At 65.1% G+C, this 14,209-nt stretch carries 11 protein-coding genes; 5 read left to right on the top strand and 6 right to left on the bottom strand.

Annotated features, from left to right (window positions below):
* Nucleotides 1-89 precede the first annotated feature (89 nt).
* Entirely contained in the window at nucleotides 90-2,960 is a 2,871-nt protein-coding gene (locus RX330_RS17530; RefSeq protein ID WP_317243784.1) for a winged helix-turn-helix domain-containing protein, read from the top strand.
* Nucleotides 2,961-3,201: 241 nt separating this feature from the next.
* Here the strand turns inward: RX330_RS17530 and RX330_RS17535 are convergent, their stop codons facing one another.
* Nucleotides 3,202-3,957 carry an SDR family NAD(P)-dependent oxidoreductase gene (locus RX330_RS17535; RefSeq protein WP_212089661.1) on the bottom strand — a complete coding sequence of 252 codons (756 nt, stop codon included), beginning with the start codon at nucleotides 3,955-3,957 and terminating at the stop codon, nucleotides 3,202-3,204.
* A gap of 214 nt (nucleotides 3,958-4,171) precedes the next feature.
* On the opposite strand from RX330_RS17535, the gene RX330_RS17540 reads away from it, so the two are divergent.
* Nucleotides 4,172-5,065: an AraC family transcriptional regulator gene (locus RX330_RS17540; RefSeq protein ID WP_317243785.1), complete on the top strand. Its 894-nt coding sequence runs from the start codon at nucleotides 4,172-4,174 to the stop codon at nucleotides 5,063-5,065.
* A 58-nt stretch (nucleotides 5,066-5,123) separates the two neighbouring features.
* On the opposite strand, the gene chrA is transcribed toward RX330_RS17540, so the two are convergent.
* Both chrA and RX330_RS17550 read right to left on the bottom strand, forming a co-directional pair.
* Nucleotides 5,124-6,509, bottom strand: coding sequence for a chromate efflux transporter (chrA, locus tag RX330_RS17545; RefSeq protein ID WP_317243786.1), 1,386 nt, complete (start codon nucleotides 6,507-6,509; stop codon nucleotides 5,124-5,126).
* On the bottom strand, nucleotides 6,509-7,327 hold the full coding sequence (locus RX330_RS17550; RefSeq protein WP_317243787.1) for a chromate resistance protein ChrB domain-containing protein: 819 nt from the start codon (nucleotides 7,325-7,327) through the stop codon (nucleotides 6,509-6,511). Before RX330_RS17550 ends, chrA begins: the two co-directional genes overlap by 1 nt.
* 195 nt (nucleotides 7,328-7,522) lie before the next feature.
* Here RX330_RS17550 and dmeF point away from each other — a divergent pair, with 195 nt between their 5' ends.
* Nucleotides 7,523-8,494: a CDF family Co(II)/Ni(II) efflux transporter DmeF gene (dmeF, locus tag RX330_RS17555; RefSeq protein WP_317243788.1), complete on the top strand. Its 972-nt coding sequence runs from the start codon at nucleotides 7,523-7,525 to the stop codon at nucleotides 8,492-8,494.
* A gap of 56 nt (nucleotides 8,495-8,550) precedes the next feature.
* Here dmeF and RX330_RS17560 read toward each other — a convergent pair whose 3' ends face one another.
* Both RX330_RS17560 and RX330_RS17565 read right to left on the bottom strand, forming a co-directional pair.
* Nucleotides 8,551-8,742, bottom strand: coding sequence for a hypothetical protein (locus RX330_RS17560; RefSeq protein ID WP_317243789.1), 192 nt, complete (start codon nucleotides 8,740-8,742; stop codon nucleotides 8,551-8,553).
* A 31-nt stretch (nucleotides 8,743-8,773) separates the two neighbouring features.
* Complete coding sequence (locus RX330_RS17565) at nucleotides 8,774-9,931, bottom strand: MFS transporter (RefSeq protein WP_317243790.1); 1,158 nt, start codon at nucleotides 9,929-9,931, stop codon at nucleotides 8,774-8,776.
* Nucleotides 9,932-10,095: 164 nt separating this feature from the next.
* Between RX330_RS17565 and RX330_RS17570 the strand changes: the two genes are divergently transcribed.
* Complete coding sequence (locus RX330_RS17570; RefSeq protein ID WP_212089695.1) at nucleotides 10,096-11,355, top strand: adenylate/guanylate cyclase domain-containing protein; 1,260 nt, start codon at nucleotides 10,096-10,098, stop codon at nucleotides 11,353-11,355.
* Between the two features lie 26 nt (nucleotides 11,356-11,381).
* Here the strand turns inward: RX330_RS17570 and RX330_RS17575 are convergent, their stop codons facing one another.
* On the bottom strand, nucleotides 11,382-12,626 hold the full coding sequence (locus RX330_RS17575) for an MFS transporter (protein WP_317243791.1): 1,245 nt from the start codon (nucleotides 12,624-12,626) through the stop codon (nucleotides 11,382-11,384).
* 169 nt (nucleotides 12,627-12,795) lie between these two features.
* Here RX330_RS17575 and RX330_RS17580 point away from each other — a divergent pair, with 169 nt between their 5' ends.
* The gene (locus tag RX330_RS17580; protein ID WP_317243792.1) at nucleotides 12,796-14,148 is read left to right on the top strand and encodes an Nramp family divalent metal transporter; all 1,353 of its coding nucleotides are present in this window, start codon (nucleotides 12,796-12,798) and stop codon (nucleotides 14,146-14,148) included.
* Nucleotides 14,149-14,209 lie beyond the last annotated feature (61 nt).

Here is a 14,209-nt window from a genome sequence, read left to right on the forward strand (position 1 = left end):
AAGCAAAGACACAACGGCTTGTGCTAAATTGCCGGTGTGACCGCCCTCGCTTTTCTGGCATGCTGTACTTGTTCCGATCTCCTTAGAAGGTGCTGCTCGTGACGAGTGACTGCGGAGAACGAACCGCGCGATCTTTCGGCTTTGGGCCGTTTCTCCTTATTCCCGAACGCCAATTGCTGCTCAACGGAGAGGTACCAGTCCGCATCGGGGGCCGCGCGCTGGACATCTTGACGGCACTGGTCGAGCGGCCGGGCGAAATTGTGAGCAAGCAGGAGCTGTTCGCGCGTGTCTGGCCGAACACAATTGTCGAAGAGGCAAATCTCAAGGTCAACATGAATGCCCTGCGACGGGCACTCGGCGATGGGCCCGAGCCGGCCAAGTATATCGCGACCGTAACCGGGCGTGGCTACCGATTTATCGCGCAGGTCCAGGCAGCCGAAGAAGGGATCTCAGCCGGAACGGCGACAGGGGGGCAAGGTCTCCCGATGGCGGTGGCGCGCATCTTTGGCAGAGCAGACGTCATTGATGCAATCCTTCACGACCTAAACGTATCGAAGATTGTATCGGTCGTGGGGACCGGCGGGGTCGGCAAGACGACCGTCGCCGTAGCGGCAGCTCACGAAGCGTCTCGCCAGCGCGCCTACGGCGCCACGTTCGTGGACCTTGCGAAAATCAGCGACCCGCAGTTCGTGCCTACGGCGATCGCCTACGCGCTCGGGCTCGGCGTAACGGGCGGGGATCCGCTGTCGAGCGTCTTGCGTGCTTTGAAGCTGCAGGAAAAGATCCTCCTGTTCGACAATTGCGAGCACCTGCTTCCTTCCGTCGCGATTGCAGTTGATCGGCTTGCTCGCCAGCTCGATGGCGTGCGCATTCTCATAACGAGTCGGGAGCCCCTCGGGCTGGGCGGCGCGGAGCGGATACATCGCATCCGCGGACTGGAATGCGATCCCAGCGAACGTCCCGCAGCAGACGAGGCTTGCAAGTTTCCCGCGGTCGAGTTGTTTGCCACGCGCGCAACCGAGCGATCGGGATATCGGCTAACAGACGCGGACGCCGCCGCGGTGGCGGAAATCTGCCGCCGGCTTGATGGCAACGCACTCGCCATCGAGCTCGCCGCAACACAAACGGCCGCCTTCTCGCCGGCACGCATCCTGCAGATGCTGGACGAGAGTTTCCGCCTGCTCAATCTCGGCCCCCTTGGCGCGCCTCAGAGACAGCAGTCGCTGCTTGCGACACTCGACTGGAGCTACAGCCTGCTTTCCGAGCGTGAGGCCGCATTGCTGTGTGAAGTCTCCGTGTTCGCCGGTGTTTTCAGTGTCGATGGGGCAGCCGCGGTGTCGAACGGAGGGCCCGCTGAGGCAATGGATACACTCGCCAAGCTTGCCGCGAAGTCGCTGCTGGTGATGGATACGGATGCAGACTTGGTCAGCTACCGCCTCTTGGAAACGACACGCAGCTATTGCGCGGAGCGCCTGCGGATCAGCGGTGAGGATCAGGCGGTCCGCTGCCGTCATGCGGAACATGTATGTGCGGTGCTGGAGCAGGCCGCAAGCGAGTGGTCGCAGCGTCCAGCCCACGAATGGGGCGCCGCCTACCGCCACGTCGTCGACGATCTGCGTGTTGCGCTGGCTTGGGCCCGTCGGGACGAGGCAAATCGGTCGCTGCGAATTCGACTGACCGTTGCAGGCCTGCTGCTCTGGAATCATTTTTCGCTGATCCAGGAATGCCACGTCCACGTTTCACGCGCGGTCGAGGAACTCGATGCCGCTGGACTCGCCGGCACGGCATTCGAGATGAAGTTCAAGCTGTGGCTCGGAGCCTCGACCATGATCACGCGTGGTCTGAAGCCGGCGGCCATGGCTGCATTGCGGCGCGCATCGGAGATCGCAAATCGGATTGGTGACACCGATTATCGTCATCGTTGCCTGATGTTGATTGCGGCATTTGAACTCTTCACGGGTGAGTACGACTCAGGAATACGCACGATCAAGACATTCGCCTCGGTAGCCGCAGCGGATGATCCCTCGATTCTTCCCGAGGGCGAAGTTCACTTGGGAATAGCCGACCTCTTTCTCGGTCGTCTTCACGACGCCCAGCACCGACTGGAAAGCCTACGGCAGCGCGATCTGCGATATTTCAATCGTTCGTACAGCGTTCGGTACTTGGCCGACATTGTCATTCTGTTGGAATGCGCGCTATCTCAGGTACTGTGGTTGAGGGGCTTGCCAGACTCTGCCAGCCGGACCGCTGCTGCCGCCTTTGAGCGTGCCCGACCGGGCCACCATCACCTTTCGCTGAACAACGCGCTTACATACTCATGCCCAGTTTTCTTTTGGTGCGGGCGTTACGAGGAATGCGATCAATACGTCGAATTGCTCGCCGAACATGTCGATAGGCAGGGACTATTCACGAGACGGCCGATTGCCAGTTTTTATCGCGCTGCCTTGGCACACGAGAAAGGCGACGCTTCGTCGGACACGATCGATTCCCTCAAGGAGGCGATCGAGGAGTTCCGCAATGTCAATTACCTGGTGCGGATGCCCTATTACCTCAGTGTTCTGGCAGATGCTCTTGCCCGTGCCGGACGGTTCGGCGAAGCTGAAGCAACGATCCTGACCGCAGTGAAGACCGCCCGAGCGCGGAGCGAAGGTTGGTGCCTTCCAGAAGTCATTCGCGTCCATGCGTTCATTCTCGCCGCCCAGGACCAGACAAGAGAAGCTGAGGCAAGCCTCATGGAATCGATCCAGCTTGCCCGGGACATCGGTGCGTTGTCGTGGCGTTTGCGCGCAGCGAATGATCTCGCGAAGCTCTGGTGCGCCCGGTCGCGAAGGGATGATGCCCGCAAGATGCTGCTGCCGATCTACGACGAATTTACCGAGGGTTTCCAGACGAGGGATCTACTCGTCGCAAGCGACCTGCTCGCCAAGCTTGCAAGCTCCGGAGATGGCAGAGCGGCCTAAAAGGCTGCATTCGCTATTCCGCGGCCTACGCCGTCTACGTGGGATTCCGGTGCATCTACGACACTGGTCCACCCCGTTGATCGAACAACATCCGATATGCCTGAAGCGTCAGGGAGATTCGGAAGACGTTCATCGACAATGCTTTGCGACCATCGATGCTCGCGAGTGATTTCCGGCCTGCAAAGGCCGCCGCAAGCTATCGCGGCGGCCTTTGCAATGTCAGTGAGGCGGCACTCGACGCTCAGATCGTCTGACCGCCCGATACTTCGATCCGTTGTCCCGTGACCCAGCGATTGTCCTCACTCAACAGGCTCGCGACCATCGGGCCGATATCATCGGGGACGCCAACGCGGCCCAGCGCTGTCATGGCGGCGAATTGCTTGTTCACGTCCGGATTGTCGCGCACCAGGCCACCGCCGAAGTCGGTTTCGATGGCCCCCGGCGCAACGCTGTTGACGCGGATTCCACGTGGGCCAAGCTCCCTGGCCATGCAGACCGCCATCATGTCGGCGGCAGCTTTCGCCATGGTGTAGACGGCGAAGCCCGGATAGGTGACCCGTGTCAGGCCACTGCCGATGGTCACGATCGAGCCACCGTCTGCCATCAACGGCAAAAGCGCCTGCGTGAGGAAGAAGACGCCTTTGACATGCAGGTTCATCTGCTGATCGAACTGAGCCTCGGTGGTCTCGCCGATCGTGGCGTAGAGGCCGTCGCCGGCATTGTGCACGAGGTGGTCGAAGTTCTCGCGACCAAATGTTTCCTTCAGCGTCTGACCCAGTGTTTGCGCGAAGATTGGGAATCTGGCGACGTCGGCGCCGTCCAGCTGAAAGGCCACGGCCCGGCGTCCGAGCGCCTTGATCTCGGAAACGACGCTCTCCGCGAGATCCGCACGGCTCCTGTATGTGATGATGACGTCACTGCCTCTGCGCGCGATGTTGACGGCCATGTTGCGGCCAAGTCCGCGGCTCGCGCCGGTGACGATTGCGATTTTAGCCATGTCATGTCTCCTTCGTTGACGCCGTGAAGGTGGCACACACCGCAACATTCCAATTGCCGGATCCTTGAACGTTTTTGCCTATTCCTCCAAATGGCCGCCCCGCGCCGCCCAGGTCGGCCGGCAGGACATCGGTCGTTCAATTCACAATGCGGAAAGTTGGAGCAGTCGAGTCATGCCCGGTTGCCGGAGCCCGCGGTTGATATAAATTCGCGGAATGACGACGACCTTGCTCGAAGTTGTTCGCCGCTACGCGGATTTGCATTCGGACCAACACGGCGCCGCCAAGACGCCGATCCCCGGGCTTACGGCCGTACGGGCTGCGACGCGGGGCCAGCTCCAGCACGCGATCAACCGGCCGCTCGTTGCGCTTGTCCTGCAGGGCCGTAAGCGCGTGATGATGGGATCGCACACCTTCGATTTCGGCGCGGGACAGTCGCTCCTGATCTCGGCGGACGTGCCGACGGTCAGCCAGATCACCCGGGCCAGCGCGCAAGTTCCCTATGTTTCTCTGGTCGTTGAACTCGACCCGGCGATGATCGCGAGCCTGATCGTTGAGATGAACCTGGCTCCGGAACAGAAAGGCACTCCCGTACGAGTCGATCCGACCGATTCGGAGGTTGCCGATGCCGCGCTTCGATTGATGCGGCTGCTCGAGCGCCCGTCTTCTTTGCCGGTTCTGGGATCTCAGTTCGTTCGCGAAATCCACTACTGGCTGCTGGCGGGGCGACACGGCGCAGCGATAAGGGCGCTGGGGGTGGCCGACAGCCATGCGCAACGGATCGCGCGCGCCGTCGCGATCATTCGATCCGAATACCAAAAGCCGCTGCGCGTCGAACGCCTGGCGGAAGCGGCTGCCATGAGTCCTTCCTCGTTCCACCAGCACTTCCGCGCGATTACGTCACTCAGTCCCTTGCAATTTCAGAAGCAGCTGCGGCTCATCGAGGCGCGCAGGAGGATGCTGTCGGATGGCCTGGACGTGAGCAGCACGGCCTTCGAAGTGGGTTACGAGAGCGTCCCGCAATTCACGAGAGAATATGGGCGCATGTTCGGGCTGCCCCCCGCCAAGGACATCAAGGCTGCGCTCGGGCAATTGGACACCGCAGCCTGAGGCCAAGCCATCGACCGGCCCAGGACATTCAGGACGGACAGCGTAGCGGCGCGTTCCTTCAAATGATGCCCACCAGCCTCAGCGCCACACCCGCGGCGCAGCTTCCCGCCAGCACCGTCAGCATCCCCAGCTTGTACCGGAAGATCGCAGTCGCCGCCGCGATCGAGAGCAGGAGCGCGGGGATGTCGACGCTGGTCAGCACCGGCATGTCGAAGTTCAGCGGAAACGCATGCACCGGCACCGTCTCGCGGAACAGCGTGTGCAGGGCGAACCAGATCGAGAGGTTGAGGATCACGCCGACGACGGCCGCGGTGATGGCGCTCAATGCGCCGGTGAGGCCCGCATTGCCGCGCAGGCGCTCGATGTAGGGCGCGCCGACGAAGATCCAGAGGAAGCAGGGCGTGAAGGTGACCCAGGTCGCGAGCAGGCCGCCGAGCGTCGCCGCGAGCATCGGCGACAGCCCGCTCGGATCGCGATAGGCCGCCATGAAGCCCACGAACTGCAGCACCATGATCAAGGGGCCCGGCGTGGTCTCGGCCATGCCGAGGCCATCAAGCATCTCGTGCGGCTTCAGCCAGTGATAGTGCTCGACCGCCTGCTGGGCGACATAGGCCAGCACGGCATAGGCGCCGCCGAACGTGACCAGCGCCATCTTCGAGAAGAACAGCGCGATCTGGCTGAAGACGTTGCCTTGCCCAAGAGCGAGCAGCAACACGGCCACCGGCACCAGCCAGAGCGCCAGCCACAGCGCCCCGACACGGATTGCGCGCGCGGTGTCGGGTTTGACGTGGTCGGGCATGGCCTCGCCGAGCATGCTGTCGATCGCGGCGCCGCCGCCGCCATCGCCGTGACCGGCCGGGGCGAATTCGGGGCGGCCTTGCCGCGCGCCGATATATCCGATCAAGCCGGCGGCGATGATGATGATCGGGAAGGGGACCGCGAAAAAGAAGATCGCGACGAAGGCGGCGGCCGCGAGTCCGATCATGATGCGGTTCTTCAGCGCGCGCTTGCCGACGCGCACCACGGCCTCGACGACGATGGCGAGCACTGCGGCCTTGAGGCCGAAGAACAGCGCCTCGACGAAGCTGACATTGCCGAACGCGGCGTAGATGTAGCTGAGGCCCATGATGGCGATGATGCCGGGCAGGATGAACAACCCGCCCGCCATCAGCCCGCCGGCGGTGCGATGCATCAGCCAGCCGACATAGGTCGCGAGCTGCTGCGCCTCCGGTCCCGGCAGCAGCATGCAATAGTTCAGGGCATGCAGGAAACGGCCTTCGGAGATCCACTTCTTCTCCTCGACCAGGATGCGGTGCATCACCGCGATCTGGCCGGCGGGCCCGCCGAAACTCAAGCACGCGACGCGAAGCCAGACGCGGAAGGCTTCGCCGAAGCTGACGCCGTGACCGGCGTCAGCTCCTGCTTGAACGTTACGGCTATCCATTACCCCTTCACCTTGTTGGTCGGCCAATTGTGGGTCTCGGCCGTGGCGTCGCGGCACCAGCGGTAGAAGGCATCGTAGAGCAACATGCCGGCCTCGAGCTGTTCGAGGTCGTCGTCATACATCCGCGACAGTCCGAGCGAGGCCGCGAGCAGGCCGGGCGCCTCCGGCGCCAGATCCGGCCGCGCGGTGTCGGCGCCGCGCACCAGCGTCGCCAGCCGGAGCAGGGCGGGGGTGGCGATGCCGAACTCCTCGATCATGACGTCGAAGGTGCAGAGCTCGCCGCGGTGGCTCCAGAACACGTTCTCGATGTCGAACGGGGCAGCATTGAATCGCTCGCCGACGGCGACCACCTCGGACGGCGCCACATAGAGGAACACCGCGCCCGGATCGACGAAACGGCGGATCAGCCAGGGGCAGGCGATGCGGTCGACCTTGGGCCGCGCCCGCGTCACCCAGATTGTGCGTCCCCTGGCATCGCGCGGCGGTAGCTTGCGGGCGTCGACCAGCGGCAGCTTGGCCGCCTTCCAGCCCTCGAAACCGTCTTCTAGGGTTTCGGCTTCGGCGCCGAGCTGCCTCAGCCAGGCGGCCGTGCCCTGCGCCAGCTTGGCGCCGCGCAGGCAGGAGACGATGGCCGAGCGGCCGGCAAATTCGCCGCCCCATTCGGCGACGGTCTCGTGGCTGAGCTTGATCGAGCCGGGAATCAGCCGCCGGTCGGCGGCAAAATCCTCCTCGGTGCGGACATCGATCAGGACAGGCGCGTTGGCCGTGCCGATCAGGCGCGCCAATTTATCGGATGATATGGTCGTGAACGTAGGCATGATGCGTCCTCGCATAAATCAGACGGGACGCGATACTTGGGCATGTCGCCTCGTGGGGAGATCGCTCAAATCCCCATGGGCAGATTACAGCGAAACTAAGAAGCACTGTCAATCGGCGGGGACGATCGGACCTTAGAAAAGTAGCGCCCGCGCTCTATGCTACGGGACGACAGACCTGAACTCTCGGAGAATTCGATGCATTCCCATTCCATCGAACAATGGACCCACGACCACGCTTTTCTCGGCGAGAAGCACGACGCGAACGAGCGGCGCACCTGGCTCGTGGTGGTCCTGACGCTGGTCATGATGGTCGGCGAGATCGTGGCCGGCTCGCTGTTCGGCTCGATGGCGCTGCTCGCCGACGGCTGGCACATGGGCACGCATGCGGCCGCGCTCGGGATCGCCGCCTTCGCCTACCGCTTCGCGCGCCGGCATCTGGGGAATGCGCATTTCACCTTCGGCACCGGCAAGTTCGGCGATCTCGCCGCCTTCGCCAGCGCGATCATCCTGGGCCTGATCGCGGTCGAGATCGCCTATGAGAGCGTGCTGCGGCTGATCAATCCGGTGCCGATCGTCTATGGCGAGGCGATGGCGGTGGCCGCCCTCGGATTGTGCGTCAATCTCGCCAGCGCGTGGCTGCTGCGCGACAACCACGATCATCACCATCACGGCCATGAGCATGGCCACAGCCATGCGCATGACGACCACGGCGATCACGATCACCATGGTCATCACCACCATCACCACGACAACAATCTTCGCGCGGCCTACGTCCATGTCATGACGGATGCGGCGACCTCGGTGCTGGCGATCGCAGCGCTGGCCGTCGCCATGGTTTCGGGCTGGGTGTGGGCGGATCCCGCCGTCGGCCTGATCGGCAGCGCGGTGATCGCGGCTTGGGCGTTCGGCCTCGTCAAGTCGTCGGGCGCGGTGCTGCTCGACGCGCGCGCCGACGAGAAGCTGGAGCGGGTGATCCGCGCGCGCATGGAGGTCGGCGACGACCGCGTCACCGACCTGCATCTATGGCAGGTCGGCCCCGGCCATTGTGCCGTGCTGCTCTCGGTGGTGTCGGACCAGCCGAAGCAGCCGGCCGTCTACAAGCAGCGGCTTGCCGGGCTCAAGGGCCTCAGCCACGTCACGATCGAGGTCGAGACCTGCCCGCATTGACGCGCGGCTATCGCGGACGCTTCGCGGCGCGGCCGAGTTCTATATGCGAGCGCGGATCAACTTTTCGGCGCCGTCGCCGCGGGCGGGCTCGTCTCCGGCGTCTTCTTCGGCTTCAGCGTGCCGGCATAGAACGACACCAGCCATACCAGCAGGAGGGCGAGCAGATAGACGCCCCAGGCCTGCGGCGGCGTGGTCGCCCAGCGCAACAGGCTTTTGAAGGTGCGGGGCGGGCCGGGTTCTTCGCTCATGGCCCGCTTGTGCGCGAAAGCGGTTGGGCGGTCAATCCGGCCGCGGCTTGGTGCGGATCAGGAACAGCGCCGCCAGCGCCGAGAGGCTGAGGGCGGAGGAGACGATCAGCACCTTGGCGCCCATGAGGTCGATCAGCAGGCCGAAGGCCAGCGGCGCCACCGCCTGTGCCATCCGTGCCGGGGCGCCGATGATGCCGAGACGGTAGCCGAAATCCTTCGGGCCGAAGATCGACAGCGGCAGCGTGCCGCGCGCGATCGTCAGGATGCCGTTGCCCGAGCCGTGGAACAGCGCGAAGGCGCTCGCCGCGGCGCCGCCGAAGATCGCCACGATCACCGCGCCGATCGGGTGGGTGAGGCAGGCAAGGCGCGTCGACCACAGCGGATGGAAGCGGCTGAGGAAGCCGGCCTCCAGCATGCGCGCGCCGACTTGCGCCGGGCCGATCAATGCGCCGGCCGCGATCGCCTCGGCCGGCGTCGCGCCCGTCGTTTCCAGGATGCGCGGGAAATGCGCGGCCATGGCGCCGGTGACGGTCCAGACCGCCGCGAAGATGAAGGCGAGCAGGACCATGGTGCGGTCGAGCGGCAGATGCGGCTTCTCGGCCGTGGCCGCCGCCTGCCTGGCGCCTTTGATCGCCGGCAGCATGAAGAGATTGAGCGGCAGGCCGATCAGGAGGTTGGCGGCCGCCCAGGCAAAGCAGGTCTCGCGCCAGCCGATATGGGCGAGGCCCCAGGCGGTGAGCGGCCAGCCGACCGTGGAGGCAAAGCCCGCCATCAGCGTGATGCCGGTGATGGACCTGCGTGCCTCGGTGCCGTAGATGCGCCCCAGCGCGGCGAACGCGGCGTCGTAGAGCCCCATGGCCATGCCGATGCCGAGCACGAGCCAGGCGAACACCATCACCGGGACGGAGTGTGCGAAGCCAAGCAGCGCGAGGCCGGCGGCAATTGTCAGGTTCGACGCCGACAGCACCTGCCTGCCGCCGACGAGATCGATCTGCCGCCCGATGCGAGGGCCGAGCATCGCCGAGATCACCAGCGAAGCCGAGAACGCGCCAAAGATCCAGTTGGAGGAGACGCCGAGGTCGCGCGCCATGGGATCGGCGATCAGCGCCGGCAGATAATAGCTCGAAGCCCAGGCCAGCGTCTGCGTGGTGCCGAGCGCCAGGATGATCGGAAGCTGCCGCTGGTTCATAGTCCTGGCTTCGTGGTCGGCACTGTCATCGGTTCCATTTGCAGCCGGCATGACAGCGCGTCAACAGCGGCTGCGGCATGATCGACCTGCTTCGGGCGGGAGCCTCGGATGCACCAGGTCGCGCGTGGCCTTCCGCTCGTCACGAATGCACGCCATAATGGCGCATGCAATTGACCTCCCGCCTTGCGCTGATGAACTGGCTCACCGGCCAGGGGCTCACGGGCCTGCCCGAAAACGAACTGCTTCGCGGCTTCTGCGAGCGCTGCCGCGCCGAAGGGCTCGACCTGTCGCGCGGGCTGGTCGTGATCGACACGCTGCATCCGATCTATGAGGGCCGCGGCTTCCGCTGGAGCGACCGTCCCAGCAACGAGAGCGACGCGTTCGAATACGGCTCGACTGCCGACGGCGACGCCGCCAAGAGCTGGCGCCGCTCGGTATTCTTCCACATGCTCGAGAATGGCGACGACGAGATGGTGATCGATCTCGCGGATGCGCCGTCGATGGATTTCTCGCAGATCGGCGAGCTCGCCGAGAAGGGCCACAAGCATTATCTCGCTTTCGTGCACCGCTTCGGCGAGAACGGCGCGCTCGGCCTGATGGACTGTCTCTATTCCTGCTGGACTACGCGCCGCGACAGCGGCTTCACCGACGGTGAGTTGGAAGCGCTGCGCGATCTGGTGCCGGTGCTGGGGCTCGCGATCAAATCGGCGCAGCAGGTCGACATCGCCCGCACGCTCGGCCGCGTCTATCTCGGCCGCGACGCGTCGGAGCAGGTCCTGCGCGGGCGGATTTCGCGCGGTGTCACCGAGCGCATCAACGCCGTGCTCTGGTATTCGGACCTGCGCGGCTCGACCGGGATCAGCGAGAGCATCGGCCCTGACGAGATCATTCCATTCCTCAACGATTACGCGCAGGCCGTGATCGATCCGATCCACGAAGCCGGCGGCGACGTGCTGAAGCTGATCGGCGACGGCGTGCTCGCGATGTTCTGGGGCGAGGACATGGCGGCGGCGCGGCGCGCGGCGCTTCGGGCCGAGCATCTGTTCCGCAAGAACGTCGCGGCGCTCAACAAGCGGCGGGAGGCCGATGGCCGTCCCACCACGTCAGCCTATATTGGCCTGCATGTCGGCGAGGTCTTCTACGGCAATATTGGCAGCGAGGACCGGCTCGATTTCACCGTGGTCGGCCCCACCGTCAACGAGGTCAGCCGCATCGCCTCGATGAGCCGTTCGGTCGACCGCGAACTGCTGGCCTCGTCGGAATTCTACAAGGGCCTGGATGCTGCCGGGCGCCGCTATCTGGTCTCCACCGGCCGCTACGCGCTACGCGGCATCGGCCGCGCGCAGGATCTCTACACGCTCGATCCGGACGTCGATGCCAGCGAGCCGGTGACGGGAAGCTACGAGCGGTACCTGGCGAGTTAGTGGGCGGCCCGGCATGCGCGACGCGGCTAGCACCTTACCGCTGCTTCATCACCCACCATGTCCGGCTGCCGGTCCAGTGCCACGGCCGGCGACAGCCAGATCACCAGCGCCTGCACGCCGAACACGGCGGCGGCGAGATAGAGGCATGCTTCCGCGCTCCACAGCCCGCCGACGACCGCGCCCAGCGCTGAACCGAGCGGACGGGCGCCGTAGCTCATGATGTTGATGGCGGAGACGCGGCCCAGAAGGCGCGGCGGCGTCACCGACTGGCGCAGCGTCGTGGTCGAGATCACCCACAGGATCGGTCCGACGCCCAGCAGGAAGAAGCTCAGGGCCGCGAGCCAGGGCGAGGGGACCAGCACCGTCAGCGCCATCACCAAGGCGGCGACGAAGCCGGTGACGGGACCGAGGCCGACCACGGTGCCGAAGGCGACGCGCTGCATCACGCGCGTCGCGAGCAGCGCGCCGATCACCATGCCGACGCCGTACATCGTCAGCACGGTGCCGACGCCGGCGGCGGTCAGGCCGAGGTGGCGCACGGCGTAGGGCACGAACACGGCGATCTGCAGGAACCAGCCGGTGTTGAAGATGAACTGGGTGACGAACACCGGCCGCAGCAGCGGATGATGGAATACGAACGCCGCGCCTTCGCGGATGTCCTGGAACGGATGACGGCGCGGCAAGGGCGCGCGGGCAGGCTCGTAGATGCCTGATAGCAGCACCACCGCGATCGCCGAGAGCGCCGCGGCAAAGCCGAAGGCCGGGCTCGCGCCCCACCAGCCGACCAGCGCGCCACCGAGCGCAGGCCCGCTGGCGAAGGCGACGGTGCGCGCAAGCTCGATCCGCGCATTCGCTGCCGGCAACTGCTCCGAACTCACCAGGGAGGGCACCAGCGCCGGCGCGGCCACGCTGTAGACGACGGTGCCGCACACCGCCGCGAAGCCGAGCAGCGCCAGCAGCGGCAGATTGAGCGCGCCGAGCGCGAGCAGCAGCACGATGGCAGCGAGCGCCGCAGCGCGCATCGCTTCCGCCCCCGCCATCAGCGAGCGGCGCGAGACGCGGTCGGCGAGCAGGCCGGCCGGGATCGCGAACAGCACGAAGGGCAGGGTCAGCGCCGTCTGCAACAGGCCGGTCTGGCCTTCCGCGACCCCGAGCGTCAGCACGGCGACGATGGGGGCTGCGGCCAATGCGATCTGCTCGGCCGACTGCGCCGCGAGGTTCGACCAGGCGAGGCGGCCAAAAGTGTCGGGGAGACGGGGCGGGTTTGACATGGCTCACGTCCTGCAAGGTCGGGTTGGCGCCAGTATCCGGCTCCGAGGTCCGCCAAGCCCACCCGCTTTCCGACAGCGTGGCGAACAGCGGCGAGGAAGGGAGCCCCGATGCCGCCAGATGCAGTTGCAAATGAGTTGCAATAAGAACGAAGTTGGGTATTCTGGCCCCATGGATGCCCGATCACCCCACCTGAGTCCCGAAGCCGCCGGCTGGCGCGCTGACGCACCCACCACCAAGAGCCTCGCCGAGGTGAATTCCACAGTCGCGATCCCGGTCGCCGGCCACTGGTCGCGGCGGCTGCTGGCCTTCGTCGGCCCGGGCTATCTCGTCTCGGTCGGCTACATGGACCCCGGCAATTGGGCGACCGACCTCGCGGGCGGATCGAAGTTCGGCTACACGCTGCTTGCGGTCATCCTGCTCTCGAATTTGATGGCGATCCTGCTGCAGTCGCTGGCGGCACGGCTCGGCATCGTCACCGACCGCGACCTCGCGCAGGCCTGCCGCGCCACCTATTCGCCGACGGTGAACTTCCTGCTCTGGCTCGCCTGCGAGGCGGCGATCATCGCCTGCGATCTCGCCGAGGTCATCGGCACCGCGATCGCACTGAAGCTGCTGTTCGGCATTCCCCTGATCGGCGGCGCGCTGCTCGCCGCGCTCGACGCGTTCCTGCTGCTCATCCTGATGAATCGCGGCTTCCGCTTCCTCGAAGCCTTCGTCATCGCATTGCTCGTGGTGATCGCGGTGTGCTTCGCGGTTCAGATCGTGGCCGCGGCGCCGCCGGTGGCCGAGGTTCTGCGCGGCTTCGTGCCGAAGAGCGAGATCTTCACCAACCCCGAAATGCTCTACATCGCGATCGGGATCATCGGCGCGACCGTGATGCCGCATAATCTCTATTTGCACTCCTCGATCGTGCAGACGCGTGCCTATGAGCGCAACGACACCGGCCGCCGCGAGGCGATCAAATGGGCGACGACGGACTCGACCATCGCCCTGATGCTGGCGCTGTTCATCAACGCCGCGATCCTCGTCGTCGCTGCCGCGACCTTCCACAAGAGCGGCCATTCCGACGTCGCCGGGATTGAGCAGGCGTTCGAGTTGCTGTCGCCGCTGCTCGGCCTCGGCATTGCCTCGACATTGTTCGCGGTGGCGCTGCTCGCCTCGGGCCTCAATTCCACGGTGACGGCGACGCTCGCCGGCCAGATCGTGATGGAAGGCTTTCTCGATTTGCGCCTGCCGAGCTGGGCGCGTCGCCTCCTGACGCGCGGCATCGCCATCGTCCCCGTGATCATCGTCACCGCGATCTATGGCGAGCGCGGCACGGCCGATCTGCTGGTGTTCAGCCAGGTCGTGCTGTCGATGCAGCTTCCTTTCGCGGTCATCCCCCTGGTGCGCTTCGTCTCCGACCGCCGCAAGATGGGGAAGTTCGCGATTCCCACCTACGTCGCCGCAATCGCATGGATCGTCGCCGGCGTGATCGTGATTTTGAATCTGAAGCTGCTGGTGGATACGTTCTTCGGGTGAGGAGGCGAATAGCGGGTAGGGAGTGTTTCTCCTATTCGCTATTGGCCATTCACCATTGGCA

Origin of the sequence: Bradyrhizobium sp. NDS-1, assembly GCF_032918005.1 — a bacterium.
Taxonomy (GTDB): domain Bacteria; phylum Pseudomonadota; class Alphaproteobacteria; order Rhizobiales; family Xanthobacteraceae; genus Bradyrhizobium; species Bradyrhizobium tunisiense.

Bases quoted from the DNA above. Each gene is read 5' to 3' on its own strand.
- RX330_RS17535 (WP_212089661.1), bottom strand. From the start codon at position 3,957: ATGGCTAAAATCGCAATCGTCACCGGCGCGAGCCGCGGACTTGGCCGC.
- RX330_RS17540 (WP_317243785.1), top strand. From the start codon at position 4,172: ATGACGACGACCTTGCTCGAAGTTGTTCGCCGCTACGCGGATTTGCAT.
- chrA (WP_317243786.1), bottom strand. From the start codon at position 6,509: ATGGATAGCCGTAACGTTCAAGCAGGAGCTGACGCCGGTCACGGCGTC.
- RX330_RS17550 (WP_317243787.1), bottom strand. From the start codon at position 7,327: ATGCCTACGTTCACGACCATATCATCCGATAAATTGGCGCGCCTGATC.
- dmeF (WP_317243788.1), top strand. From the start codon at position 7,523: ATGCATTCCCATTCCATCGAACAATGGACCCACGACCACGCTTTTCTC.
- RX330_RS17560 (WP_317243789.1), bottom strand. From the start codon at position 8,742: ATGAGCGAAGAACCCGGCCCGCCCCGCACCTTCAAAAGCCTGTTGCGC.
- RX330_RS17565 (WP_317243790.1), bottom strand. From the start codon at position 9,931: ATGAACCAGCGGCAGCTTCCGATCATCCTGGCGCTCGGCACCACGCAG.
- RX330_RS17570 (WP_212089695.1), top strand. From the start codon at position 10,096: ATGCAATTGACCTCCCGCCTTGCGCTGATGAACTGGCTCACCGGCCAG.
- RX330_RS17575 (WP_317243791.1), bottom strand. From the start codon at position 12,626: ATGTCAAACCCGCCCCGTCTCCCCGACACTTTTGGCCGCCTCGCCTGG.
- RX330_RS17580 (WP_317243792.1), top strand. From the start codon at position 12,796: ATGGATGCCCGATCACCCCACCTGAGTCCCGAAGCCGCCGGCTGGCGC.